Origin of the sequence: Vibrio sp. MOR3, assembly GCF_001557775.1 — a bacterium.
Classification (GTDB): Bacteria; Pseudomonadota; Gammaproteobacteria; order Enterobacterales; family Vibrionaceae; genus Vibrio; species Vibrio jasicida.
Map to the genome: position 1 here is coordinate 448,719 of NZ_LNRD01000002.1, position 24,505 is coordinate 473,223.

A 24,505-nucleotide genomic window follows, 5' to 3' on the forward strand; every position below is an offset into this window, starting at 1 on the left:
TATAATGAAAAAACTGAGGTTAAACTCAATTAAGAATTCATATCTGTAAATTAATATTGCTTTATTACGAAAAAACCCAAGAAATTTAATCTAAATCATGAATTAGCATTTGCACATATGAGAAAGATAAAGTTAAATATAAGGACTCTATGTTTTATTTCTCGTTTAGCATTTAATTAATCGTATCGATAACTAGTGTTGAACCTTTTAACCTATTAATAGGAATCGTTATGTCAGAGCTGACTAAAACACTTCTAAATATCCGTAGCCTTCGTGCATTCTCTCGTGAGCTGACTCTAGAACAATTGGAAGAAGCTCTAGATAAATTAACTATCGTTGTTGAAGAGCGTAAAGAAGCTGAAGAAGCTGACCGCGCAGCACTTGCTGAGCAAGAAGCAAAACTTGCAGCTATCGCTGAGCAAATCGCTCAAGACGGTATCGACGTTGAAGCACTAATCAGTGCACTATCTGGCGAAACGAAGACTAAAGCGAAAGCTAAACGCGCTCCTCGTCCAGCTAAGTACAAGTACACTGACACTAACGGCGAAGAAAAAACTTGGACGGGTCAAGGTCGTACACCTTCATCAATCCAAGAGCAACTTGATGCAGGTAAATCTCTAGACGATTTCCTAATCTAATAAAAGATTTATGAAATTAAAAAAGGTTCCCAAATGGGAACCTTTTTATTTATCTGTAAATAGATACAAAAATGGCGCATTTGGAATGCGCCATTTTTCGTATGCTAGGAATTACCTAATTCAACGTGATTAATTAACGTTCCCAGTATGCTTCTTCCAAACTATCTTCACGCTCCGGCAGGCCGCGAGAAAGACGTGGAGAGTGTTGAACTAACACTTCATAACTTGCACGGTTTGCGTATTTACAAACTTGAGAGAATGAAGAGTAAGTTAAATACTCATTGCTGTGCTTGCTTGAGTTAGGCACATTTTCTTTGTGGTATTTATTTGCCGCCATATCGTGAAGAACTGCAGACAATGCCGCATCACCTGCGCCATTGGTGTTCTTAATTTTTTCTGGGCCACCCATGTATGGAGAGATATGTGAATATACTTTAATTGCATTCTCGCACGTATCTTTCTTCGCTGGGCGACTAAATTCGAAACGGTTAAATTCAGCAATAGAACCAGGAAGTAATGGCAAAGAAGTTTCACGTTTCGCGCTATCTTCAGTGTAACCAGCCATAAATAGGCCAACAGGGCCAGAAGTACAAAGCACTAGATCAGCCCAATCTAACGTTTTATCCGATGCTGCTAGAGGATCAGATTCGCCCGTTAATGCTTCCGCTTCATCTTCATTCATTGCAACAACAGAAACGTTATCGCGAATAAACTCTTGCCAGAATGTAGGGTCATCTTGAATAACGAATTTGGTACCTAGCGTTAATACAACAGGTACATCGTGTTTCTTCGCGTATTCAATCGCACGCATCGTTGCTTCCGGCATTGGGTCGCCTTCTTTACAACGAACAAGGTATGCAGTCAGTACTAAAGCCGACGCACTCTTGAAAATCTTTTCAGGGATATTGTCTGGGTGAAGTTGGTTCATTTGACCTTCGTTGATAGCGAAAGTACGTTCACCGTCTTCAGTAATAAGAGCAAAACAACGACCAATTGCACCCTCAACACCTTGTAGGTAGTTCAGATCCATGCGGCTTGATGTGTTACATAAGTAACGGTAACCGTAGCTGCCGATTTTGATATCTTGGCTCATTACACCCAGAAGCGTTGAGCGGTCATCTGCCAACACAGAATAATTGTGTAGCGTATTACCAATCGTGCCACCTGCATACTCATTGGTAATTAGGCATTCTTCTTTTAATTGTTGATAAAGCGCTTCTGCTGTTGCGTCATCAATTACCAACGAGTGTCCTTTACTCAAACCGTACTTTTCAATCACATCCGTTGTAACTTTCGCCTCAATATCAACCAGAGTCTGATCAATACCAATGATGTGAGTGCGCGTCATCTTTTTGCTTTCTTGTGCTTGGCTCACCAATGGGTCACGAGCATGAACAGGAAAATAGTGCTTCGATTTGCGTTGTCCAGGAAATTTCATATTGTTAGTCTGAGTAAGGGATGAAAAGGAGAACGGATTCTATACCGCTGACAATAAAGCAGCAATAAAAGCGATTATAGCAAACGTTTGCACCCTGCTTTTTATTTTCTAACGCTCTATTCGCCTTCCATGAAACCCAAATCAGGCAGCTGTTCGAGGTGTTCGGTATAGCGCTTTAGATTGAATTCACCTTCATTTTTCATCACGTCGAAAATCTCGATAGACATAGCACACGCCATCATCGCAACCGCATCTTCACGTGGTGTGCCAGTCATCATCAAACGCATTAACGTCTCTTTGACTTTAATAGGGTTACCATCTTCAAGTTGATTCTCTACAATTTCAATCAACTCAGCTTCTTGCATAAATTGGTTTTCTTCAGTCATTTGATTTTTCCTCTTGGATTTTTGCCAACTATGCCATATATAACCCTTCTATACTTATCGAATTTAACGCTCACGTTCGTATTTGGATAAATTTAAGCCAAAATCGAAGTGTGATTTCGATCTCGGATCTGTCACCGGTCTGTGGATTCTGTTAGAATCTGCGTCCCGTTTATTTAAGTGGTGTTTAGTAATGTCTGATAACAGCCAAAAGAAAGTCATCGTCGGTATGTCCGGCGGCGTTGATTCATCTGTTTCTGCGTATCTTCTAAAGCAACAAGGCTACCAAGTAGAAGGCCTGTTCATGAAGAACTGGGAAGAAGATGACAACGAAGAATATTGTACAGCAGCAGAAGACCTTGCTGATGCTCAAGCAGTATGTGACAAGCTGGGCATTCACCTACACACCATCAACTTTGCTGCTGAGTACTGGGATAACGTATTTGAGTACTTCCTTGCAGAATACAAAGCTGGCCGTACACCAAATCCAGACATTCTTTGTAACAAAGAAATCAAGTTCAAAGCATTCCTAGAGTTCGCTGATGAAGTGCTTGATGCAGATTACATTGCAATGGGTCACTACGTACGTCGTTCATTCCCAGAGAACGCTTTATCTGGTGAAGAACAGGAAAAACCACAGATGCTACGTGGTCTCGATGGCAACAAAGATCAAAGCTACTTCCTGTACACATTAAGCAACGAGCAAATTGCACGTAGCCTATTCCCTGTTGGTGACCTAGAGAAGCCAGAAGTTCGCCGCATTGCGGAAGAGCAAGATCTAATCACCGCGAAGAAGAAAGACTCGACGGGTATTTGTTTCATCGGTGAGCGCAAGTTCACTGAGTTCCTCGGTAAATACCTACCTGCGCAACCTGGCAACATTGAAACACCAGAAGGCGAAGTGATTGGTCAACACCAAGGCCTGATGTACCACACGCTTGGTCAGCGTAAAGGTCTTCACATCGGTGGACGAAAAGGCGGCGGCGGTAACGAAGACCCATGGTTCGTTGGCGAGAAAGATCTAAAGCGTAATGTTTTGATTGCGGTACAAGGTAAAGACCACCCGATGCTAAAATCAGAAGGTCTACTTGCATCACAACTTCACTGGGTAGATCGTGAACCAATTCGCGATGTTATGAAGTGCACAGTGAAAACACGTTACCGTCAGGAAGATATTCCTTGTACAATCATCCCTATCGATGATGAGAACATTAAGGTGATCTTTGACGAACCACAAATTGCCGTGACGCCAGGTCAATCGGCCGTGTTCTACAAAGATGACGTGTGCCTAGGTGGCGGCATCATCGAGCAACGCATTAAATATTCTCAAGCTTAGGAGTCGTTACGTGGCGAATACACTTTATGACCGTACTATCGCTTTCGCAGGCATTTGCCAAGCTGTTGCATTGGTTCAACAGGCAGCGAAAGACGGACATTGTGATCAAGATGCCTTTGAAACGTCAATTAACGCCATTATCAATACAAACCCAGCGAACACTATTGGTGTCTTTGGTCGTGAATCCGACTTAAAGCTGGGTCTTGAGTGCTTAGTGAAAGGGATTGATAGCACCCCGTCAGGGAGTGAAGTTACTCGCTACATCATTAGCCTAATGGCATTAGAACGCAAGCTAACAGGCCGCAACGATGCAATGTCACAACTTGGTGACCGTATCCAAATGGCTCAGCGTCAAACGGAACATTTTGAATTGCTGGACGATCAAATGATCAGCAACCTAGCAAGCATTTACTTGGATGTTGTTAGCCCTATCGGCCCTCGCATTCAAGTTACCGGTACCCCATCCGTGCTGCAACAAACCTCTAACCAACACAAAGTTCGCGCGTTGTTGTTATCAGGTATCCGTAGTGCAGTACTCTGGCGCCAAGTTGGCGGTAAACGTCGCCACTTAATCTTTGGACGCAAAAAGATGGTCGAGCAAGCACAAATTCTTCTTGCTCGTATGTAATAAGGTAATAAATAAGCAGCTCGCGTTTATCGCGAGCTCATTTTTTTCTACCAAAACAAATCCCGCGCAAACGTTTGCGCAATATTCGTGACAATTGCCACAGTTATTGGTATAAAGCTCACGAAATTTAGAAACCCAATTCAGGAGAACATCATGGAACTGTCAGCATTGACTGCTGTTTCACCAGTAGACGGTCGTTACGGAAGCAAGACAATTGCGTTACGCGAAATTTTCAGTGAGTACGGTCTACTTAAGTACCGTACTATCGTTGAAATCCGCTGGCTACAAAAGCTTGCTGCTACTGCTGAAATTGCAGAAGTGCCAGCGTTTAGCACAGAAGCAAACCAATTCCTAGACGACCTTGCTGCAAACTTCTCTGAAGAAGATGCACGCCGTATCAAAGAGATCGAGCGTACAACTAACCACGACGTTAAAGCGGTTGAGTACTTCCTCAAAGAGAAAGTAGCAGACGTTCCTGAACTGCACGCAGTAAACGAGTTCTTCCACTTTGCATGTACTTCTGAAGACATCAACAACACATCACACGCTCTAATGCTTAAAGAAGCGCGTGAAACTGTGATTCTTCCAGAAATTCGCAACCTAATCGACGCAATCAAAGCGCTTGCTGTTGAATACCGCGACATCCCACTTCTGTCTCGTACACACGGCCAGCCAGCTTCTCCATCTACAATGGGTAAAGAAATGGCAAACGTGGCGTACCGTATGGAGCGTCAATTCAAGCAAATCGAAAACGTTGAGATCCTAGCAAAAATCAACGGTGCAGTAGGTAACTACAACGCACACCTTTCTGCTTACCCAGAGCTAGATTGGCACCAGTTCTCTGAAGAGTTCATCACTGAATCTCTAGGCGTAACTTGGAACCCTTACACAACTCAGATCGAGCCTCACGATTACATCGCAGAACTATTCGATGCGGTTGCACGTTTCAATACAATCCTGATTGATTTCGATCGTGACGTTTGGGGTTACATTGCACTAGGCCACTTCAAGCAAAAAACCATTGCTGGTGAGATCGGTTCTTCAACAATGCCTCACAAAGTTAACCCAATCGACTTTGAAAACTCTGAAGGTAACCTAGGCCTTGCGAACGCAGTGTTCGGTCACCTAGCACAGAAACTGCCTATCTCTCGTTGGCAACGTGACCTTACTGACTCTACGGTTCTACGTAACCTTGGCGTTGGTGTTGGCTACGCAATCATCGCTTACACTTCAACGCTAAAAGGCATCAGCAAGCTAGAAGTAAACCGTGAAGCGCTTCTTGCTGAACTCGACAAGAACTGGGAAGTACTAGCAGAGCCAGTGCAAACAGTAATGCGTCGTTACGGCATCGAGAAGCCATACGAGAAGCTAAAAGAGCTGACTCGAGGTAAACGTGTAGACGGCGAAGCAATGCGTAACTTCATTGACGGTCTTGAGCTTCCTGAGCACGAGAAAGCACGCCTGAAAGAGATGACACCAGCGAACTATATCGGTCAAGCAATCGAGCTGACAGACAAGCTGTAAGATTCGGAATTCCAAAAATCGTGAGGGTTGACGTGAAAGCGTCAACCCTTTCTTTATTTTAGGGGTAACAGGCTTCGCCCTACAGAACGCTACGCTTAGGGATAAGGGATAAGGGATAAGACTCGATTATATCCATTCAAAAGGCATCTTTGCCAACACATCCCAAACTTAACTTCCATTTACTGGAATAATAGCGCCCTACTCTCGACTCCCAGAACGAAGCGATCCCAAATCTCGAAGCGCAGCGTTCCTAACTGTTTTATTGCCTCTGGAAGAAAAGAGTAATCGTCCCTACCTCGACCCCGAACTTCTTAATCTTGGTGAGATTAAACACGTGCATTTCATCTTGGCGGTAAAGCCAGTCATCGAACGATACCGTGATAGTTGAATCATCCATTTTCAACTCGAAGTCATATTGCCATTGCAGCGCATTACCCATCTCTTTACCGGTCGCTACACCAATAATGTCGTCCGCTTTCCCTTGATAAGTACCATCTTCGAGTCTGGTAATAACCCATATACGCTGGTCAAGCTCGCCATCATCAAAGACAAAATCTTCCACCAGTGTTAGCTCATTGCCTTTCACTGTACCGACGATGTCAACCTCGAAGCGACGCGTTTGCTTATCGGTGTAATCCTGCACCATTCCCCATGCTTTGACATCACCTTCGAAATAGCCGAACAAATCGAAGGCTGGAGTAGCGGGTTGGTAATTGTCGATATCAGCAGAACACGCGCCAAGCAGTGTTACCGCTGCGACAATCGAAGTTTTTAAGATACGCTTTAGTACTTTCACTACCTTACCTGCCCAATAAGTTGTTTACGAAGTTTAGGAAATTCAGTTTTTGGTGATAACCAAATGGATAGAAACGCATCATTGAGTCGCTCATCCTTAACATAACCAACTATCTGATAAGGCTTGCTGCCCGCTTGTCGATAGATAAGTCGCCCTGTTTTTCCATCAGTGAGGTAGGTAAGCTCATCGCCTTTTTTGATGTTAGGGAACATGGTGTCAAATTTAGAGATCCAAGCCTGACGGTAAGCTTGCGTGAAACCAAGCTTTTGCCATTGTTCATCCGTCACATCAAGAAGTTGCTGCTTGCTAATGTCTCTTTGATAATTAATTTCAAGCGCAAATGGGTGAGGAGAAACGTCATTAGAGACGAGGTACTGTCCGTCTGGCGCTTTCAAGGTTGACTTATAAACATCAAAAACGAACCAAGTAAGTTGTGCTTCTCCAACCGTTTGCCACTGCTGCCACATAGGTAAAGCGCTTGTTCCTGTAATCGTCTGAGCTTGTGAAGGCATCACAAAAAGTAAAGCCGTCATCAACCAATTGTTAGTCAGGTTCTGTTTCCAATTTCTCTTCAAGCTTTTCATTTCCGTATACCCTGAGTATCAAAAGCATTACTAAACACCATTCGACAAATAAAATTGCGAGGGTAATGCTTGTGTTGAATCCAAATTCAACGGCTTGGAGCTTGTAACCAGCAAAGTAGCTCGCTGTTCCTCCGATACCGCCTACTACTGATACGTAGTTTTTTGGGAAACGGTACAAAATTGACTTGAGTTGGTAGGCATACCAAGAAAATAAAACCCACAAGCAGACAAGCCACATGGGCAACCAAACAGTTGGGAATAGTAGGACAGACAGTTGCTTGTTGAGAGTGTCAAGTACCAAGCCCATGAACACGACTATGGCAACACTTTTGAGAGCGAAGGGCTCGACTCTCCAACAATACACCAACGTTAGTAACGTAAGCACTAACGTCAGCCATTGCCATTGATAGGTTCCAAGCACGGCGGCGAACCAGCAGAGTTGGAACCATGTTGATGTAATAAACAGTCTCATAAAGGGTTACGGACGTTGAAAGGTCATATGCACAGCACTGATGGTTCGAGCTAAAAAGCCCCCTTCACAATAGCTCAAGTAGTAGCGCCACATTCGTACAAATCGGTCATCGTAGCCAAAGCTTCTGACTTCATGCTCTGCTTGATTGAATCGGAAATGCCATTCATTAAGCGTTTTCGCATAATCTAGACCGATATCGAACAAATCTCGAGTCACCAAGTCACTGTGCTTGGTTGTCGCTTGTGTTAACGATGTTACCGAAGGTAGAAAGCCCCCAGGGAAAATGTACTTTTGAATAAAATCGACGTTGTTGCTGTAGTAATCGTAACGCTGGTCAGCAATAGTTATCGCTTGAATGGCCATCAAACCACCTGACTTCAGCAAAGATTCACATTTCTTAATGTACGACGGCAAGAACTGTTTACCGACCGCTTCGATCATTTCAATAGAAACCAGCTTATCGTACGTTCCGGTTAAGTTTCTATAATCTTCTTTCAGCAGCGTTACTTTGTCTGTTAAGCCACGCTCTTTGATTTTCTGCTCAGCGTAAGCGTGTTGCTCTTCAGAGATGGTTGTCGTCGTGACTTTACAACCGTATTGCTCAGCCATGTAGATCGCCATAGCGCCCCACCCTGTGCCAATCTCGATAACATGATCGCTAGGTTTGAGTTCGAGCTGTTGGCACAAACGATCCATCTTATTGATTTGTGCCTGTTCCAATGAGTCGCTCTCTTGGTTATACAGTGCTGATGAATACAGCATGTTGGTGTCAAGAAACGCTTCATAGAGGTTATTACCCAAATCGTAATGTGCGTGTATATTCTTGCGCGAATTCTCTTGAGAGTTTCGGTTTGTCCAGTGACTAAATTTATACAATATCTTAGTCAACCAACTGCCTTGCTCTTCAAGTCTATCGAGGGCTCGCATGTTGAGCGCCATTAGCTTCATCAGTGCAGTCAAATCTGGGCTATCCCACCAGCCGTCCATGTAAGCTTCACCCGCTGCAATGCTCCCGCCTTGCAAAATGCGGGAATAAAAACCAGGATGCTTCACCTCTATCGTTGCGACGACGGGCGAACCTTTGTAATCACCATTTGGTGTAGAAAATCTCTCACTGCGCTCGGTTGTTTCTGTCTTAAAGCTTTCAATCACAGTTAAGCAGCCGATTTCCATTTTCTGTAGACACTGAAAAAGAACCCCACGAGCCGCTTTTTGTGTCGTCGTCAATTCTCGCGGCATCGCCATAGAAGTCGTATTTAACATGCAGAGTTCTCCTTATGCTTATTATTTTTCTCGTCTTCACTCACTTGCTCAGGTACAGCTGTGTCTGGTTGAGCATACTTAGGGTGTGAGTAAAAAGGCGCGCCTTTAATCCAGAGTTTTAGTGCGTGCCAATAAATGCCAACCATTACTTTTACCGTTTGAATCGGTGTAACGATCAAGCACTTAAGTAAGCTTTTACTCAAAAAAGGTTGCCCTTTCATCGCCATCGTCGCGTCAAAGTGTTTTTCGCCTTTGTGACACTCGAGATGGATATTAAGTTTGTCGGTCAACGGTTTTATCTTCCAATGGTAACGCTGGTCGATAGGGTTAAATGGCGAGACGTGAAATGCTTTGTCTTGTTCCCAACCAAAGTGTTCATCATCCTTATCCGCAGCAACCGCGTAATAATGGCATTCATTCCAAGGGGTATTGCTCACTTCTGCGAGAAGGTACTGCCATTCGCCTTTATCATCGTAAACGTAGTAAAAGTTCACAGGGCTAAAATAAAGACCGAGATAGCGCAAGTGGCAAACAGCAATAACTTTCCCCGAACAACGAACACCGGTTAATGTTTCAACTTTGTTTTGTACTGCTGATTTAATGCAACCTTCACCAATGTAATCGCTGCGCTTGAAACGAGCCCAGTGCCACCAACGTGAACCAAAGCCCCATACATTCTTCTCTAACTCGACAAGCTCATCGACATCAATCGCAGGCATGAACAGAGAGTAGTTCAGTTCATGCTTAACTGGGGTAAATCGGCGATGACGAACATTGCCAATAAATAGTCTGCTGTTCATCTCGCTCCCCATATCATGCCGCGCCTTTTTCAAAAGGAACCACATTTTGAGCGCGGTACTTTTCTTCCAAGCCTTTCACTACGTCAAGTGCACTACGTACACCATCTTCATGGAATCCGTTGTACCAATAAGCGCCACAGAACCAAGAGCTTTGCTTTCCTTGTATCTCATCTTTGCGCTGCTGCGCTGCTATCGACTCCGTGGTAAACACAGGGTGATGATAAGTGAATGAGCGTAGAATCTTGTTTGGGTTGATTTGATTGCTACTGTTCAACGTTACGCAAAACGTATGCTCTGATTGAACGTGCTGAAGAATGTTCATGTTATAAGTCAGCGAAGGTAGACGTTGCTGCTCGCCGTCACTGCCATCCAACAAATAGTTCCATGCCGCCCACGCCGCTTTGCGTTTTGGCAACAAACTAGTGTCCGTGTGTAAAACCACTTCATTCGCTTGATAAGTCATATTGCCCAAAATATCTTGTTCTAGAGGCGAGATTTCATTGAGCATTTTCATCGCTTGATCACTGTGACAGGCGAAGATAACGTCATCAAACCAATACGTCTCGCCATGTACATGAACACCCACACCGTTGTCACTTCTAACGACTTTCTCAACCGGGCTATTGAGTCGAATTTTATCTGCAAAGCCTTTGGTCAGTGGTGGGATGTAAGCGCGCGAACCCCCTTTTATTACATACCATTGCGGTCGGTTCGTCACATCTAACAAACCGTGGTTTAAGAAGAAACGTAAGAAGAACATGAGTGGAAACGCACGCATGTCCGCTAACGTCGACGACCAAATCGCAGCACCCATCGGCAATATATAATTGTCAGAAAAGAAAGGACTGAATTTGTGCTCGTCAAGAAACTCGCCCAGCGTCTGTGAATCTGTTGATTGCTCATTGGCAAAACGTTTTGCCAGCTTGTTGAAGCGAAGAATTTCGAAAATGAAACGATAAAATTTGGGGTTTGCCCAGTTACGCTTTTGCGCAAACAGCGTTGAAACCGTATGGCCGTTATACTCTAACCCGTTGCTGTCATTTCGTACGCTGAAACTCATTTGTGTTGGTAACCCTTCCACACCTATCTCGTTCATCATTTGGATGAAATTAGGGTAAGTACGGTCGTTGTAAACGATAAACCCAGTATCAATAGCGTAGTCTTTGCCAGCAACGTTCACATCGACAGTGGCGGTGTGTCCACCAATGTAGTCGTTGGCCTCAAATAACGTCACGTCATGTTCTTTGTGTAAGTAGTAACCGCAAGTCAGGCCAGAAATACCCGTTCCAATAATCGCGACTTTTTTTCTTCCTACCGTGTTCATGCTTCTTCCTTCTTATGATACGAGTTTTGCGGTGAGCCGAGCTTGCCAGCTGTATGGAAGCAACGAGATAAAACGTAGTATTCCGGTGAACCTCGCTGGGAAATAAATATAGCTTTTGCCTGCATCCAATTGTTTTCTGATGGCTTCAGAAGCCTGATTGACCGAGATAATCATCGGCATATCAAACGTGTTTTTGTCTGTTAAAGGGGTTTCTACAAAGCCAGGAAATACGGTTACGACTTTGATGCCTTTCGCTTTCAAATCTACGGCAAGTGTGCGTGCGAAATAACTGACAGCAGCTTTCGATGCTCCGTAGGCTTCAGCGCGAGGCAGCGCGATTTCAGAGGCAATAGAGCCGACGATCACAACACGGTGGCCACGTTCGAATTGCGACTGGCACGCTTCGACACAATTCGCGACACCAACGACATTGACGTTCATAACACGCGCCATAAGTTGTGCATCTACCAAACCGTCATCCATATATTCACAGTCACCCGCATTAAACATCCATGTCTCAGGGGTAAACGGCAACGCATTGAGTGCGGTCTGAGTTTGTTCATAGTCAGTTATATCAAATCGCAATGTAGCGATATTTTGAGATGAAGCTTCTAGCTCTGACAGAACCGCTTGATTCCGACCACAAGCGATCACCTTCCATCCAGCTAGGGCGTAATCGAGTACGAGTTGTTTGCCGATACCCGACGTTGCTCCAGTTATCAAAACCGACTCTGTCATTGCCCTAACCTCTGCTTAATGGTTCTCACTACTGACCCTAGCAAAGGTAAGTTTTCATAAAGCATCTCACCCAAATCGAAATAGTCTCGGTGATAAATAACCTGTCCCTCGCAAAATTTAAGATGCGATACGCCGTTAACAAGGATCGGGGCGCCTTTCTGCAACTTTGGATGCTGAAGATCCATCGTCCATGTCAAGAACCCAGTTTCTCCAACTTGTTGGTGATCATGAATAACAAAGTCGCAGCGTATTACATTAGAATATAGCGACTGAAAATAATCAGAAAGCGCAGGCCATCCCTCTAGGCGATGAGCAGCATCTTCAAACACCACATCCTGGTGGTATACCCCTTCAAGCAAGTGCAAATTCGCTTTGCTCAACTTCTGATATATGTTGCCAACTGACTGAATGTCCATTTCTATACTCCTACGCTACTTCAACAGTTGTACAAAATTATTATATGTACAAGATAGACCAAACAAGAAAAGTTGTACAAAAATATTTTTGTATAACTTTGTTTCTGTAGAGTGATACGTGATGAAGTACGGTAGCGATCAACAGACACAAAAAAAGGCTTGGTTAAAAAACCAAGCCTTTTCATAGGATTAACTATTTATCTGCTGAATAATTACGAGCAGTTAGTATTGTTGACTACGAAGTGCAGCAATGCGCTTGTCTAGTGGTGGGTGGCTCATAAGAAGCTCTGTGATAGATTGCTTACCATTGATACCAAACGCCATCATTGTGCCATCTAGTTGAGATTCATGGCTCATCTTCAAGCGCTCAAGCGCAGCAATCATCTTCTCTTTACCGACCAATTGAGCAGCACCCGCATCAGCGTGGAATTCACGGTGACGGCTGTACCACATGGTTAGGAAGCTTGCTAGGAAACCGAATACCAGTTCTAGCACCATTGAAATACCAAAGTACACCATCATGTTAGTGCCTTGGCCTTCTTCATCATCATTAGATGCCACGATGTTTGCGATAAAGCGAGACAGGAAGATAACGAATGTATTCACCACGCCTTGCATCAATGTCATGGTTACCATGTCGCCATTAGCAATGTGACTCACTTCGTGTGCCAATACTGCTTCAGCTTCATCACGCGTCATGTTGTGTAACAGACCAGTAGAAACCGCAACCAGAGAGTCATCACGCTTTGCGCCTGTCGCAAATGCGTTGATATCTGCAGCATCGTAAATTGCCACCGTTGGCATACCAATGCCCGCTTGTTGAGCTTGACGACCAACAGTTTCCAACAACCAATGCTCAGTCTCATTACGTGGGCTCTCGATGACCATACCGCCAACAGAACGTAGCGCCATGCCCTTCGACATCATTAATGAGATAAACGCACCACCAAAGCCGAACACTGCGGCCATGACAAGTAGACCAGACAGACTGCCTGGTTGCATTCCAGTTACAGCGTAAACAATATTCAGAACAACACTAAGAACCAGCACAACGGCTAGGTTAGTTGCTAGGAATAACATAATTCGCTTCATTACTTTTCTCCGAGGAAGCTTATCGTTTTTTAGAACAGGTTGTTTTTCAAGACACCTATTTTTAAAACGGATTATTATAAGAACACCTTGTTATAAGAAACAGAACGCTACAAAAGGCATTTCTGCTTGGTTTTGTGTTCCGTTGCGTTATAGATATAGTCTATCCGCGATAAAAACAAGGTTAAGCAATAAATTGCAACATTTGTTTTCGAGACTGAAATAATACACACCTTTTTACACTCTTAAATCAGTACTTTATCGTCGGTATAGACTTTGGTCTTATTGTGCGACTTTCTGTACATGCTAAATTCGGGTCAGATGAACGAAACGGAGCATGCTCTAAAGGACAATAAAGCAGCTCTAAACTTCCATGTCTTGAGGGAAAAATCATGGTAGAAACTAACGACTATCAAATGGCTATCGATTTACTTTGCTGTCACCTAGGTATCTCAGAGGATGAGGCAAAACAGCAACTGGGTATTTCAACAGAAGCTCAAATGGCAAAACGTGTTTCTGAAACACAGTCGGCTTTGATGGGTCTGAGCCAAGAAAAATAACCAGAATCGTTATTTGTTATTCAGACACAAAAATTTACATGAAAAAAGGGCTGCATGATGCAGCCCTTTTGATTTCTGATAAAAAGTCAGCAGCTAAACGTTCAGTAGCGGGTCCACGTTGATGTATTTGCCCAACTCTTTACGTTTTGCACTCGGGATATAAGGGATCTCACCGAGTTTTGGTGCATCTAGGCGTTCTTCAAGCATATCAATGATTTCTGCGTAGTGCTCAGTGCCCGGATTTACTCGGTTTGCTACCCAACCTACGAGATTCAAACCATCCGCTTTGATGATCTCAGCAGTGAGCAAAGCATGGCTCAAACAGCCCAATTTAATACCGACAACCAATACAACGGGTAACTGCTCTTGCTGTACCCAAGTCGACAAGCTATCTGTATCAGACACAGGAACACGCCAACCACCAGCCCCTTCCACAAGAACAATGTCTGATTGCTCTTTGTGTTGAGCCAATTTATCACTCAATACTTCGTACTTAATTTCTACATGTTCATGCTTTGCGGCGATGTGAGGAGAAGCAGGTAATTCCAAAGCGTATGGGTTTACATCATCGTACGCGATATCTAGCGTTGCCGCTTTTTGCAAATGCAACGCATCAGAATTACGCCAACCTTGCTCAGTTTTATCGCTTCCTGCTGCCACTGGTTTATAACCAATGGTATTTAGCCCTTTTGCCGCTAATGCTTGCAGAATGGCTTTAGACGCTACGGTTTTGCCTACATCAGTATCCGTACCAGCAATAAAAAAAGCATCAATCATAGATGTATTACTCCAAAACAAACCTGATAACTTGCAGGTAGAAGACCTTGATCATTTCTAAATGCTTGGTACGCGCCCTCAACTTGCAACAAAGTGCGACGGCTCGTTAGGCCATGTGAGCGCCCGCTTACGTGATTTGCACCAATGCCTTTGAGATCACGCATGACAGAAAACGCTGAATCGTACCAAACTGTGATGGGGGTCAAGTTTAGATGATGGTTGTGGCACCAAGATTGCGCTAACGCAATTTTTACCTGATTGTGGGTAATAAAGTTATTCACGTGTTGATATGCATCAATTTTTGACCACGATTCGCGCAACTCATACAGAGAGCCATCCATTAGTGTCGAAAAGCAGCCAGTGCCTCCCTTTTTTAACACACGACGAATTTCTCTAAGTGGGTAACTGAGATCCGCACACCACTGCAATGCCAAGCTGGAGAAAACATAATCAAAACTATCGTCCTCAAAAGGCAAATTTTCAGCATCAGCTAACTGGTACTGCATTCGGTGTGCACCACAACGCTGCTTCGCTTTATCTAACATAGCTTGTGAGATATCACCACAAACCACTTCGGCGCCACGTTGTTGGAGCACTTGAGAGAAGTAGCCCGTACCACACCCCAAGTCTAAGACTCGTTTATTGGTTAAGTCGTCAGGCAGTTTTTGTAATAGTCTTTGTCCCACATCACGTTGAAACGCGGCATGCCGGTCGTAGGTATCTGCTGCTTTGCCAAAAGACGACGCTATTGCCTCTTTATCTTGAAGGAAATTGTCTAACGCAAAGTGCTCTGCATTATCCATTACTGCGCTCCTAATGCTTGCTTCAGTGCCATTGAAAGCGTTTGTATTTGTTCTTTAGTGTGATTGGCCGTCAGTGTAATTCGGAGTCGTGAGGTCCCTTTTGGAACCGTTGGTGGGCGAATCGCGCTCACCCAAATACCGTTTTGACGACAAGCGCTTGCAACCTGTAAGGCCAGTTCCGATTCACCAATCATAAATGGCTTAATCGAAGTTTGCGTTTCGACAAAACCGTCGAGATCGTTGAGGCTATCTCGATAAACTTCGCTAAGTTCTATAAGCTTTTCACGTCGCCAAGACTGCTCTTGAACCATCGAGACAGCATGTGTCAGCGCGTAGGCTTGTGCCGGAGGCATTGCTGTGGAATACACATGGTGACGAGCAAACTGAGTTAAAAAGTCTCCCGTTGCGTGATCACATAGAATGGCAGCGCCAGACATTCCAAATGCCTTGCCGAAGGTAACGATCAATATATCGGGCTTAACCATCGCTAATTCACAAGAGCCACCACCAGATTCACCAAGAACACCAATGCCATGAGCGTCATCGACAGCAAACCAAGCATCATGACTGCGAGTGACTTCAGTTATATCGCTGAGCGGCGCACAGTCACCGTCCATGCTGAATACCCCTTCAGTCACAACTAGATGGTTGTCTTCACTATTCAACAGCGATTTTAGATGCTCGATGTCATTGTGCTTGAAACGCTTCATCTTAGCTGGTGACAACGCCCCAGCCTCCATCAAAGACGCGTGGTTCAAACGGTCTTGAATCAATACGTCTGATTTTTCTAACAAGGTGAACAACAAGGCTTGATTAGCACTGAATCCAGAGCCAAACAGAATTGCTCTGTCGTAGCCCAACCATTCGGTCAGTGCGGCTTCTAAATTGCTGTGTGCTGCACTAAAGCCAGTCACCATTGGTGATGCTCCACTGCCACTTCCGTATACGCTTAAACCTTGCTGCCATGCACGAACGAGCGCTTGGTCGTTTGCCAAGCCCAAATAATCATTACTTGAGAAATTAATGTAGCGTCTGCCTTCGTGTTCCAAAACGGACTGGTTACCGGCAAACACCACATTCATAGAACGATTTAACCCTTGCGTTTTACGCTCAACAAGGGCGGATTCGATACGAGATTTAAACGCTGGCATCGTAGAAAAGATCGCCTTTAGTCGGACGTGCCGCAACGCGCTCTACGACGCGATCCAGCAACTCGTTTTCTTCGATTTCATCAGGTTTTTGAGACACCTCTTGGCTGTTGATGCCGAGCTTGTTAAACAGCATCATGTCCTTGTCTTCAGAAGGGTTTGGCGTGGTCAGAAGTTTGCAGCCATAGAAGACGGAGTTTGCACCAGCCATAAAGCACAGCGCTTGCATCTGCTCGTTCATATCTTCACGGCCAGCCGATAAACGAACCGCAGACATAGGCATCATAATGCGGGCAATTGCTATCAAACGAATAAAGTCAAAGGGCTCAACGTCATCCACTTCTTCCAGTGGTGTGCCCTTCACCTTCACGAGCATATTGATTGGCACGCTTTCCGGATGTGTTGGTAAGTTAGCCAGTTCCACAAACAAACCTGCTCGGTCATTGGCACTTTCGCCCATGCCGATAATGCCACCAGAACAGATCTTCATTCCGGCATCACGTACGTGAGACAGGGTATCTAAACGGTCTTGGTAAGTACGTGTGGTAATGATGTTGCCGTAAAACTCAGGTGAGGTATCAAGGTTGTGGTTGTAGTAATCCAGACCAGCGGTTGCCAGTTGCTTAGCTTGATCTGGCGTTAACATTCCAAGCGTCATACACGTTTCTAGACCCATGCCCTTCACACCTTTGATCATGTCGGTCAAATGCGGCATGTCACGCTCTTTCGGGTTTTTCCATGCTGCGCCCATACAAAATCGGGTTGAGCCAGCGTTTTTCGCTTTTTGTGCAGCATCGAGTACACGTTCAACTTCCATCAGACGCTCTTTTTCGATGTCTGTGGTGTAACGAGCACTCTGAGGACAGTACTTACAATCTTCTGGACAAGCACCTGTCTTAATCGACAGAAGCGTGCTTACTTGAACATGGTTGGTTTGTTGATATTGACGATGTACAAGCTGCGCTTCGAATAGGAGATCCATGAATGGTTTTTCCATGAGATCGCGCACTTCAGCATGCGTCCAGTTATGACGAACTTCCACGTGTATTCCTTTAGTCACTTTTGTTGTTGTGTTGACAGTCTACTGAGTCTCGATAAACTGTCAACACAACACAAAAGAACAAAGTTTACATCTGTTTATTTTTTAATCTTAATTATTATTGGAATCGCACATGGATCTCGCCTTCGACCGCCAGCATATCTGGCATCCTTACACTTCTACATTGACACCTCTGACCTGCTACCCAGTAGAATCCGCAAACGGTGTTCACATTAAATTGGAAGACGGTACAGAGCTTGTCGATGGCATGTCTTCTTGGTGGTCGACGATCCACGGCTACAACCACCCGCACTTAAATCAGGCCGCTCACCAGCAAATCGATCAGGTCTCCCACGTGATGTTTGGTGGTATTACCCATCAGCCAGCAATCAGTTTGTGTAAGAAGTTGCTATCTCTTGCACCAATTAATCTTGAACATGTATTCCTTGCCGACTCAGGCTCTGTTGCTGTAGAAGTCAGCTTGAAAATGGCGCTGCAATATTGGCATGCGAAGGGCGAACGCAGGCCAAAGTTTCTTACTTTGCGACACGGTTATCACGGCGACACCTTCGCGGCAATGTCGGTTACCGACCCAGATAACTCGATGCACTCCCTCTATAAAGGCTTTTTACCTGAGCATATCTTTGCAGAGTCACCAACTTGTGGCTTTTGGGATGAGTGGAAATCAGAAGATCTTGCTGACTTTGAGCACAAGATTGAAACGCATCATCAAGAACTCGCTGCGGTGATTCTAGAGCCTATCGTTCAAGGCGCCGGCGGTATGCGTATCTACCATCCAGAATTTCTCAAAGGCGTGCGTAGGCTTTGTGATAAACACGGTTTGTTATTGATTGCAGATGAAATCGCAACCGGATTTGGGCGTACCGGTAAACTGTTTGCTTGCGAACACGCAGATATTCAACCAGACATTTTGTGTGTTGGTAAAGCACTCACCGGCGGCTACATGACCCTCTCTGCGACTCTGGCGAGCAAACACGTTGCGGATACCGTTTGTGGTGGTGACGCTGGTTGTTTTATGCATGGTCCAACCTTTATGGGTAACCCACTCGCCTGTGCTGTTGCCACTGCAAGTTTGGAATTAATTGAACAAGGTAACTGGCAACAACAAACTCAACAAATAGAAACGCTGTTTTCTGAATTACTACCAAAACTTGAAGAATACGACTTGGTTAAAAACACCCGTTGGTTGGGTGCCATTGGCGTTGTAGAAACGCATCGCCCAGTGAATATGGAAACCATCCAAGCACTGTTTGTTGAGCACGGTGTTTGGATTCGTCCATTTGGCAAACTGATTTATATGATGCCGCCATTTATCAGCAAGCCGGAAGATATTGAGAAATTAGTTAGCGCGATTGATGCGGCGCTTCAACATCAAGATTGCTTCGCTTGATACGTTCTCGACTAATACAAAGAACAAGTTCAGTGAATAAATGCTAAAACGGTTTGAGTATACAACTCAAACCGTTTTCTCTATTCACGTGATAAAAAGTAAAGTTAACGCAGTTGGCTGTCTTTACTCGCTCGTCGATTAAATAATGCTTGGCGTTGAGACACCAATTCGATTGTTGATTGACATTCGATACACAAACGAACGCCTTTCATTGCAAGACGACGCGCTTCCGGAATCTCATCACCACACTCATCGCAATAATGGGCGCTCTCACCCTTTGTGATACTGCCACGAACACGGGAAATCTCGTCGTCTATTGTGTTTTGAATTTGTTGGCTGACGCTATCGTCGTTTGCCCACCCTACGGCCATAAGCCCTCCTCGTTACTTGAATGAGAAAATCTACTTACCGTGGTAAGGTGGATGATTATATCGATTACAAATAACAAGATAATTAGGGTAAATTCGAAAACACTATTACATTTTAGTAACAATTACTCTGCAATCGATTATCCGGCACTCTCATGGAAAAGCAATGCAAGGTGACTCATACTCCCTTCCTCGCATTCAAAATACTGCGTTTGCTCAGGCTCTCTCAAAGCAACACTGAGTATCTTCTCTACCTCATCAAGCTCCTCGCTAAAGTACTCACTGACTAATATGACGCGCTCACCAATACTAAATTCCAGAGACTTCTCATCTACCAACGCTCAATGGTAATGTTCGACACGATAATCTTGAGGTTTTATCCGCTGTAAAACTGGGCTTTGATTGGCAATAGACTTATTAAAGATAAGCTCGCTCTTGCCTTGCTCTATCGAAATATTAAAGTTCATAGTTTGACTTACCGCGCATGCAAAGACTTTTTCTATGCGAGGTGCTTGCAACAGCAAACGTGCTCATCATAGCAATACTTAAACCCCAAGTGACCGCCAATCGTTTCATTACCATTCTGCCAACACTGTAAATAGCGATTGTTCAGACATACGGGTTAATATATATCCGTGTGAAGATGAATACGAGCCACTGAGTACGCTATTCTCTTTCGTAATAACGATATCCTCGATGCCGTCAGCGTCGTAATCACCTTTTGCTACAATCGTAATGACTTGAAAACCATCGGTCGCGTCGAAGTACTCTGCTCTCAATTGACTGGCTACCTGAGTTCTTTGGATATGGTCTGCTTCATCCCACGTTGATAGTGTCTTTGCTTTCTCAGCGCTTTCGTTAGAAATAACAAAAGCAAGCGCACTTGGAGCTAAACTAGGAAAGCTATCATCTAACTTAAATTTCGATATATATGAGCGCTTAGAGGCAGCTAACTTTGCCATCTCACTCCATGTTTGACACTGAGTTAAATACGCTTTAAACGCGCCGTATTCATAAGCTTTAGCCGCAGTAAAGCCCGCAGAGTTTGCAGTAGCTAAGTCTTTGCAATTAGACACCGATTCCGTGTCACCAGCCGCACTTGCCAACTCAAGCTCGTATCCCCAGTCGAGTGAATTACGAAGCTGCATATTTTCTTTTGAAGGTTGCGCTATTTCGCGCGCAAAAAAGCGATCGGTTCGCTCACTATCTAAGTATTGAGGTTGAATAAGTTTACTTGCGATAACACTCTCACTAACGAGTAAGGTAAGCGCAAAAGTTACGAGAAATGAAAGATGATTTACTGGCATAACGTTTAACAATAAGGGCAAATGAAGCTATTACCTTGTCACGTTGAAAACCGCTTAGAAAAATATCATTTGTTACGCACTATCAGATTCTGGGCGAACTCATCATTAAACGGTGCATTAATATACAAAACAGTACGTTTTCACTCGACGCAGATAACAAAAAACCCAGCACTAAGGCTGGGTTTTGGTGTTCTAGTGGTTAATGAATTAACCGATGTGCGTTGCGCCCGCCATGTACTTCTGAAGTACTGTAGGGATTGCAATGCGGCCGTCTGCTTCTTGGTTGTTTTCTAGGATAGCAACCATCGTACGACCTACAGCTAGACCAGAACCGTTTAGCGTGTGTACAAGCTCAGGTTTCTTCTCGCCTTTACGACGGAAACGCGCTTGCATACGACGAGCTTGGAAGTCCCACATGTTAGAACATGAAGAGATTTCACGGTAAGTTTCTTGAGCAGGAACCCACACTTCTAGGTCGTAAGTTTTACGAGCGCCGAAGCCCATGTCACCAGTACATAGAACCACTTTACGGTAAGGAAGCTCTAGAAGTTGTAGAACTTTCTCAGCGTGACCTGTTAGCTCTTCTAGTGCGTTCATTGAATCTTCTGGCTTAGTGATTTGTACTAGCTCAACTTTATCGAACTGGTGCATACGAATCAGACCACGAGTATCACGACCGTAAGAACCTGCTTCTGAACGGAAACATGGCGTGTGAGCTGTCATCTTAATTGGTAGATCCGCTTCGTCAGAAATCGTGTCACGAACTAGGTTCGTTACAGGTACTTCTGCAGTAGGGATTAGAGACAGTTTACGTGGCTCTTCGTCGTTCACTTTTTCTACTAGCGGCTCAGTGTGGAAAAGATCTTTACCAAACTTAGGAAGCTGACCAGTACCGAATAGGCTGTCAGAGTTTACTAGGTAAGGTACGTACATTTCAGTGTAGCCGTGCTCTTCTGTGTGAAGATCCAACATGAACTGAGCGATCGCACGGTGTAGACGAGCAAATTGGCCTTTCATCACGATGAAACGTGCGCCAGTGATCTTAACTGCGCTTGCGAAGTCTAGACCGTCACCCATTTCGCCTAGGTCAACGTGATCTTTTAGTTCGAAGTCGTAAGACTTTGGCTCACCCCAACGAGAGATTTCAACGTTGTCGTTTTCATCTTTGCCATCTGGCACTTCGTCTGCTGGGATGTTTGGTACAGAAAGCGTGAATTCGTCTAGTTGAGCCATTACTTGCTCAAGTTCAACTTTCTTCGCATCAAGATCGCTACCTAGCGTACCGATTTGTTTCTTGATCTCTTCTGCGCCTTCTTTGTCGCCAGCCGCCATTTTTTGGCCGATTTGCTTGGAGATGGAGTTACGCGTGGATTGTAAATTTTCTACTTCTACTTGAATGGACTTACGTTGTTCTTCAAGTTTACGAATAGTATCTACGTCTAGCTTAAAGCCACGACGCGCCAGTTTAGCAGCTGTTTCATCCAGCTCTGTACGAAGTAATTTAGAATCCAGCATTGTTAATCCTATGCTTTTTGTTGTGAAATCACGCGCACTTTCCAAGCGTACGCGTTAAAAAAATTTACTGAACAAATGTATCCAAAAACGCCTACTTTTCATAGCGCTTTTGTGGGCTATTTGCGTCTAAAGTAGCCAAGTAATCTAACTTTTCGCCGATTTTGGTCTCTAGACCACGATTTGTCGGCTGATAGTACCTACGATCGCCCATTTCAGGTGGCAAATATTGCTCACCAGCAGCGTAAGCGCCAGGCTCATCGTGAGCATAACGATACTCTGCCCCATAACCCATGTCTTTCATCAAACTGGTTGGTGCATTTCTAAGGTGATGCGGCACTTCATATTCAGGTAAGTTATGAGCGTCTGTGAGCGCTTGTTTCCACGCCACGTATACCGCATTACTTTTTGGCGCACACGCTAAGTACACGATCGCCTGTGCAATCGCGCGTTCACCTTCTGCTGGACCAACACGGGTAAAGCAATCCCACGCAGAAAGTGCCACTTGCATTGCGCGAGGGTCAGCATTACCGACATCTTCAGAAGCTATCGCCAATAAGCGTCGAGCAATATACAAAGGGTCACAACCCGCAGCAATCATACGCGCAGACCAATACAGCGCTGCATCTGGGTTTGAGCCACGAATCGATTTGTGGACTGCAGAGATTAAGTCGTACCAGATGTCACCTTTGTTATCAAAGCGAGAGACTTTCTCCCCTGCTACTTCTGCAAGCAACTTAAGCGTGATCTCTTTTTCACCCTGCACATTGTCCTCTGCCATATCGTAAAGCAGCTCAAGATAGTTGAGAGACATGCGAGCATCACCGTTTACCAATTCTGCTAGGCGGTCTAATACGTTATCAGCAAAGTGTGCGGGCGTATTTCCCAAGCCGCGCTCTTTGTCACTGATCGCTTGGTTCAGCGCCAGTGAGATTTCATCTTTGTCGAGAGACGTCAGCTTGTACACGCGAGCACGAGACAACAATGCGTTATTCAGCTCAAACGATGGGTTTTCTGTCGTCGCTCCAATAAAGGTAACCGTGCCATCTTCAATATGAGGCAAAAACGCGTCTTGTTGAGATTTGTTGAAGCGATGCACCTCATCCACGAATAGGATGGTACGACGGCCCGCCATTTTGTTCTCACGTGCTTTCTCGATAGCTGCACGAATCTCTTTTACGCCTGAGGTCACAGCTGATACACGCTCTACTTCTGCGTTGGCGTAGTTTGCCGCCACTTCCGCTAGCGTCGTCTTACCTGTGCCCGGAGGCCCCCACAGAATCATGGAGTGAATATGCCCAGCCTCTAACGCACGGCGTAGCGGCTTACCAGGACCTAAAATGTGCTGCTGACCGATGTACTGTTCAATCGTTTCCGGTCTCATACGTGCAGCAAGGGGACGAAAATCTTCGTCCCCCGAGAAATCTAATGTGTAATTGCTCACTACCTATTAATTCCTTTGGTCATCCACTTCCACACCATCTGGAATTGTGAATGTAAATCTGTCTGCTTTGGGTTTACCAAGCTTCACATTGTTGAACGTGAACAAGCCTTTTTGCCCATCTTGTTCCACTACATTGAAGCCTTTTACCACACCTTTGGCATCAATATTAATCTGGAATTGACCTTGTGTGGAGTCTACCGCCGTAGGAATGAGGGTGAATTCGTCACCTTTTTGCGAAATCTTGTAGTTATCCCAATCACTTGCACGATTACGAGTTAACAAAACAAATGGCGTTTGCTCAGTAGCTTGTTCTTGCCAGTAAATACTCACTTGCTCGATAAATGGGCTGTAGTACCACAACGTTTTACCGTCAGAGACAAGCAAGTTCTCATCCGGGAATGTGGTGCTCCAACGGAATAGACTTGGACGAGAAATTTCAACCGTTCCTTCCCCTTCCATGACGGTTTCACCTTCAGGACTGATGACCTGTTGAGAAAAATCCGCACTGAAGCCTTCGTTCATCGCTAGGCGTTTGCTTAGTTCATCTTTTGGAGACGCTGCATGTGCAGTTGAAAAGAGAGAGAAGCTTAAAACAAGCGCAGAGAATAGTTTCGCTGAAAATAGTTTTTTCATTCAGATACCTATCAGAGGGTCAAAGACCTAGAGTTGCTCACCTCAGTTGGACTGAGGTGAGTAAGACAAGTTCA

The 24,505-nt window shown here is 44.7% G+C and carries 26 protein-coding genes and 1 pseudogene; 6 read left to right on the plus strand and 21 right to left on the minus strand.

Features of this window, described 5'->3' with window-relative positions; all coding sequences use genetic code 11:
- Nucleotides 1–230: 230 nt before the first annotated feature.
- Nucleotides 231–638, plus strand: a complete 408-nt coding sequence (locus ATB76_RS06595; protein WP_038867108.1) for an H-NS family nucleoid-associated regulatory protein — start codon at nt 231–233, stop codon at nt 636–638.
- 133 nt (nt 639–771) lie between these two features.
- Here ATB76_RS06595 and ATB76_RS06600 read toward each other — a convergent pair whose 3' ends face one another.
- A complete protein-coding gene (locus tag ATB76_RS06600) occupies nt 772–2,076 on the minus strand; it encodes an inosine/guanosine kinase (protein WP_061034909.1) in 1,305 nt (434 codons plus the stop codon).
- A gap of 116 nt (nt 2,077–2,192) precedes the next feature.
- Nucleotides 2,193–2,462 carry a hypothetical protein gene (locus ATB76_RS06605; RefSeq protein ID WP_038867102.1) on the minus strand — a complete coding sequence of 90 codons (270 nt, stop codon included), beginning with the start codon at nt 2,460–2,462 and terminating at the stop codon, nt 2,193–2,195.
- 190 nt (nt 2,463–2,652) lie between these two features.
- Between ATB76_RS06605 and mnmA the strand changes: the two genes are divergently transcribed.
- The 3 genes from mnmA (at nt 2,653) to purB (ending at nt 5,947) form a co-directional block, all read left to right on the plus strand.
- Nucleotides 2,653–3,795, plus strand: coding sequence for a tRNA 2-thiouridine(34) synthase MnmA (mnmA, locus tag ATB76_RS06610; RefSeq protein ID WP_038867100.1), 1,143 nt, complete (start codon nt 2,653–2,655; stop codon nt 3,793–3,795).
- A 10-nt stretch (nt 3,796–3,805) separates the two neighbouring features.
- The gene (hflD, locus tag ATB76_RS06615) at nt 3,806–4,423 is read left to right on the plus strand and encodes a high frequency lysogenization protein HflD (RefSeq protein WP_038867098.1); all 618 of its coding nucleotides are present in this window, start codon (nt 3,806–3,808) and stop codon (nt 4,421–4,423) included.
- Between the two features lie 153 nt (nt 4,424–4,576).
- A complete protein-coding gene (gene purB / locus ATB76_RS06620; protein ID WP_038867096.1) occupies nt 4,577–5,947 on the plus strand; it encodes an adenylosuccinate lyase in 1,371 nt (456 codons plus the stop codon).
- A 259-nt stretch (nt 5,948–6,206) separates the two neighbouring features.
- On the opposite strand, the gene ATB76_RS06625 is transcribed toward purB, so the two are convergent.
- The 9 genes from ATB76_RS06625 to htpX all read right to left on the minus strand — a co-directional run bounded on the left by ATB76_RS06625 (nt 6,207) and on the right by htpX (nt 13,432).
- Nucleotides 6,207–6,725, minus strand: a complete 519-nt coding sequence (locus ATB76_RS06625) for a DUF3833 domain-containing protein (RefSeq protein ID WP_038867167.1) — start codon at nt 6,723–6,725, stop codon at nt 6,207–6,209.
- Between the two features lie 17 nt (nt 6,726–6,742).
- The gene (locus ATB76_RS06630; protein ID WP_038867083.1) at nt 6,743–7,327 is read right to left on the minus strand and encodes a chalcone isomerase family protein; all 585 of its coding nucleotides are present in this window, start codon (nt 7,325–7,327) and stop codon (nt 6,743–6,745) included.
- Nucleotides 7,287–7,799, minus strand: a complete 513-nt coding sequence (locus ATB76_RS06635) for a DUF2878 domain-containing protein (protein WP_038867080.1) — start codon at nt 7,797–7,799, stop codon at nt 7,287–7,289. Before ATB76_RS06635 ends, ATB76_RS06630 begins: the two co-directional genes overlap by 41 nt.
- Before the next feature lie 6 nt (nt 7,800–7,805).
- Nucleotides 7,806–9,062, minus strand: a complete 1,257-nt coding sequence (locus tag ATB76_RS06640) for a cyclopropane-fatty-acyl-phospholipid synthase family protein (protein ID WP_038867078.1) — start codon at nt 9,060–9,062, stop codon at nt 7,806–7,808.
- Nucleotides 9,056–9,874 (minus strand): DUF1365 family protein, encoded by an 819-nt coding sequence (locus tag ATB76_RS06645; RefSeq protein ID WP_038867076.1) that lies wholly within the window; start codon nt 9,872–9,874, stop codon nt 9,056–9,058. The genes ATB76_RS06640 and ATB76_RS06645 overlap by 7 nt, the downstream gene beginning before the upstream one ends.
- 1 nt (nt 9,875) lies before the next feature.
- The gene (locus ATB76_RS06650) at nt 9,876–11,186 is read right to left on the minus strand and encodes an NAD(P)/FAD-dependent oxidoreductase (protein WP_038867075.1); all 1,311 of its coding nucleotides are present in this window, start codon (nt 11,184–11,186) and stop codon (nt 9,876–9,878) included.
- Between the two features lie 12 nt (nt 11,187–11,198).
- Entirely contained in the window at nt 11,199–11,924 is a 726-nt protein-coding gene (locus ATB76_RS06655; RefSeq protein WP_038867073.1) for an SDR family oxidoreductase, read from the minus strand.
- Nucleotides 11,921–12,340 carry a nuclear transport factor 2 family protein gene (locus ATB76_RS06660; protein WP_038867072.1) on the minus strand — a complete coding sequence of 140 codons (420 nt, stop codon included), beginning with the start codon at nt 12,338–12,340 and terminating at the stop codon, nt 11,921–11,923. The genes ATB76_RS06655 and ATB76_RS06660 overlap by 4 nt, the downstream gene beginning before the upstream one ends.
- A gap of 222 nt (nt 12,341–12,562) precedes the next feature.
- Nucleotides 12,563–13,432 (minus strand): protease HtpX, encoded by an 870-nt coding sequence (htpX, locus tag ATB76_RS06665; RefSeq protein WP_038867070.1) that lies wholly within the window; start codon nt 13,430–13,432, stop codon nt 12,563–12,565.
- A 389-nt stretch (nt 13,433–13,821) separates the two neighbouring features.
- On the opposite strand from htpX, the gene ATB76_RS28080 reads away from it, so the two are divergent.
- Nucleotides 13,822–13,989, plus strand: coding sequence for a hypothetical protein (locus ATB76_RS28080; RefSeq protein WP_095759866.1), 168 nt, complete (start codon nt 13,822–13,824; stop codon nt 13,987–13,989).
- A 93-nt stretch (nt 13,990–14,082) separates the two neighbouring features.
- On the opposite strand, the gene bioD is transcribed toward ATB76_RS28080, so the two are convergent.
- The 4 genes from bioD to bioB are packed head-to-tail and all read right to left on the minus strand — an operon-like array spanning nt 14,083 to nt 17,759.
- Nucleotides 14,083–14,766 (minus strand): dethiobiotin synthase, encoded by a 684-nt coding sequence (gene bioD / locus ATB76_RS06670; RefSeq protein ID WP_038867069.1) that lies wholly within the window; start codon nt 14,764–14,766, stop codon nt 14,083–14,085.
- Nucleotides 14,763–15,569, minus strand: coding sequence for a malonyl-ACP O-methyltransferase BioC (bioC, locus tag ATB76_RS06675; RefSeq protein WP_061034910.1), 807 nt, complete (start codon nt 15,567–15,569; stop codon nt 14,763–14,765). Before bioC ends, bioD begins: the two co-directional genes overlap by 4 nt.
- Nucleotides 15,569–16,720, minus strand: a complete 1,152-nt coding sequence (gene bioF, locus ATB76_RS06680; RefSeq protein ID WP_038867065.1) for an 8-amino-7-oxononanoate synthase — start codon at nt 16,718–16,720, stop codon at nt 15,569–15,571. Before bioF ends, bioC begins: the two co-directional genes overlap by 1 nt.
- Entirely contained in the window at nt 16,707–17,759 is a 1,053-nt protein-coding gene (gene bioB, locus ATB76_RS06685) for a biotin synthase BioB (RefSeq protein WP_038867063.1), read from the minus strand. The genes bioF and bioB overlap by 14 nt, the downstream gene beginning before the upstream one ends.
- Nucleotides 17,760–17,889: 130 nt before the next feature.
- On the opposite strand from bioB, the gene bioA reads away from it, so the two are divergent.
- The gene (gene bioA / locus ATB76_RS06690) at nt 17,890–19,167 is read left to right on the plus strand and encodes an adenosylmethionine--8-amino-7-oxononanoate transaminase (RefSeq protein ID WP_061034911.1); all 1,278 of its coding nucleotides are present in this window, start codon (nt 17,890–17,892) and stop codon (nt 19,165–19,167) included.
- 104 nt (nt 19,168–19,271) lie between these two features.
- Here the strand turns inward: bioA and ATB76_RS06695 are convergent, their stop codons facing one another.
- The 6 genes and pseudogenes from ATB76_RS06695 to lolA form a co-directional block, all read right to left on the minus strand.
- Entirely contained in the window at nt 19,272–19,538 is a 267-nt protein-coding gene (locus ATB76_RS06695; RefSeq protein WP_005437185.1) for a DksA/TraR family C4-type zinc finger protein, read from the minus strand.
- Between the two features lie 137 nt (nt 19,539–19,675).
- Nucleotides 19,676–20,117, minus strand: a pseudogene (locus ATB76_RS28630) (hypothetical protein).
- Nucleotides 20,111–20,683, minus strand: a complete 573-nt coding sequence (locus ATB76_RS06705; RefSeq protein ID WP_240538030.1) for an ATPase — start codon at nt 20,681–20,683, stop codon at nt 20,111–20,113. Before ATB76_RS06705 ends, ATB76_RS28630 begins: the two are co-directional and overlap by 7 nt.
- A gap of 366 nt (nt 20,684–21,049) precedes the next feature.
- A complete protein-coding gene (gene serS, locus ATB76_RS06710) occupies nt 21,050–22,357 on the minus strand; it encodes a serine--tRNA ligase (protein ID WP_005437179.1) in 1,308 nt (435 codons plus the stop codon).
- 91 nt (nt 22,358–22,448) lie between these two features.
- Nucleotides 22,449–23,738 (minus strand): replication-associated recombination protein A, encoded by a 1,290-nt coding sequence (locus tag ATB76_RS06715; RefSeq protein ID WP_276306962.1) that lies wholly within the window; start codon nt 23,736–23,738, stop codon nt 22,449–22,451.
- Between the two features lie 66 nt (nt 23,739–23,804).
- Nucleotides 23,805–24,431 (minus strand): outer membrane lipoprotein chaperone LolA, encoded by a 627-nt coding sequence (gene lolA / locus ATB76_RS06720; protein ID WP_039975081.1) that lies wholly within the window; start codon nt 24,429–24,431, stop codon nt 23,805–23,807.
- Nucleotides 24,432–24,505 lie beyond the last annotated feature (74 nt).

Excerpts from the sequence above, each read along its gene's own strand:
- ATB76_RS06695 (WP_005437185.1), bottom strand. The coding sequence starts at position 19,538 with ATGGCCGTAGGGTGGGCAAACGACGATAGCGTCAGCCAACAAATTCAA.
- ATB76_RS06655 (WP_038867073.1), bottom strand. The coding sequence starts at position 11,924 with ATGACAGAGTCGGTTTTGATAACTGGAGCAACGTCGGGTATCGGCAAA.
- bioD (WP_038867069.1), bottom strand. The coding sequence starts at position 14,766 with ATGATTGATGCTTTTTTTATTGCTGGTACGGATACTGATGTAGGCAAA.
- bioC (WP_061034910.1), bottom strand. The coding sequence starts at position 15,569 with ATGGATAATGCAGAGCACTTTGCGTTAGACAATTTCCTTCAAGATAAA.
- serS (WP_005437179.1), bottom strand. The coding sequence starts at position 22,357 with ATGCTGGATTCTAAATTACTTCGTACAGAGCTGGATGAAACAGCTGCT.
- ATB76_RS06660 (WP_038867072.1), bottom strand. The coding sequence starts at position 12,340 with ATGGACATTCAGTCAGTTGGCAACATATATCAGAAGTTGAGCAAAGCG.
- bioA (WP_061034911.1), top strand. The coding sequence starts at position 17,890 with ATGGATCTCGCCTTCGACCGCCAGCATATCTGGCATCCTTACACTTCT.
- purB (WP_038867096.1), top strand. The coding sequence starts at position 4,577 with ATGGAACTGTCAGCATTGACTGCTGTTTCACCAGTAGACGGTCGTTAC.
- ATB76_RS06635 (WP_038867080.1), bottom strand. The coding sequence starts at position 7,799 with ATGAGACTGTTTATTACATCAACATGGTTCCAACTCTGCTGGTTCGCC.
- ATB76_RS06630 (WP_038867083.1), bottom strand. The coding sequence starts at position 7,327 with ATGAAAAGCTTGAAGAGAAATTGGAAACAGAACCTGACTAACAATTGG.
- bioF (WP_038867065.1), bottom strand. The coding sequence starts at position 16,720 with ATGCCAGCGTTTAAATCTCGTATCGAATCCGCCCTTGTTGAGCGTAAA.
- ATB76_RS06715 (WP_276306962.1), bottom strand. The coding sequence starts at position 23,738 with ATGAGACCGGAAACGATTGAACAGTACATCGGTCAGCAGCACATTTTA.
- ATB76_RS06650 (WP_038867075.1), bottom strand. The coding sequence starts at position 11,186 with ATGAACACGGTAGGAAGAAAAAAAGTCGCGATTATTGGAACGGGTATT.
- ATB76_RS06595 (WP_038867108.1), top strand. The coding sequence starts at position 231 with ATGTCAGAGCTGACTAAAACACTTCTAAATATCCGTAGCCTTCGTGCA.
- ATB76_RS06640 (WP_038867078.1), bottom strand. The coding sequence starts at position 9,062 with ATGTTAAATACGACTTCTATGGCGATGCCGCGAGAATTGACGACGACA.
- lolA (WP_039975081.1), bottom strand. The coding sequence starts at position 24,431 with ATGAAAAAACTATTTTCAGCGAAACTATTCTCTGCGCTTGTTTTAAGC.
- ATB76_RS28080 (WP_095759866.1), top strand. The coding sequence starts at position 13,822 with ATGGTAGAAACTAACGACTATCAAATGGCTATCGATTTACTTTGCTGT.
- ATB76_RS06705 (WP_240538030.1), bottom strand. The coding sequence starts at position 20,683 with ATGCAGCTTCGTAATTCACTCGACTGGGGATACGAGCTTGAGTTGGCA.
- ATB76_RS06605 (WP_038867102.1), bottom strand. The coding sequence starts at position 2,462 with ATGACTGAAGAAAACCAATTTATGCAAGAAGCTGAGTTGATTGAAATT.
- ATB76_RS06600 (WP_061034909.1), bottom strand. The coding sequence starts at position 2,076 with ATGAAATTTCCTGGACAACGCAAATCGAAGCACTATTTTCCTGTTCAT.
- ATB76_RS06645 (WP_038867076.1), bottom strand. The coding sequence starts at position 9,874 with ATGGGGAGCGAGATGAACAGCAGACTATTTATTGGCAATGTTCGTCAT.
- mnmA (WP_038867100.1), top strand. The coding sequence starts at position 2,653 with ATGTCTGATAACAGCCAAAAGAAAGTCATCGTCGGTATGTCCGGCGGC.
- htpX (WP_038867070.1), bottom strand. The coding sequence starts at position 13,432 with ATGAAGCGAATTATGTTATTCCTAGCAACTAACCTAGCCGTTGTGCTG.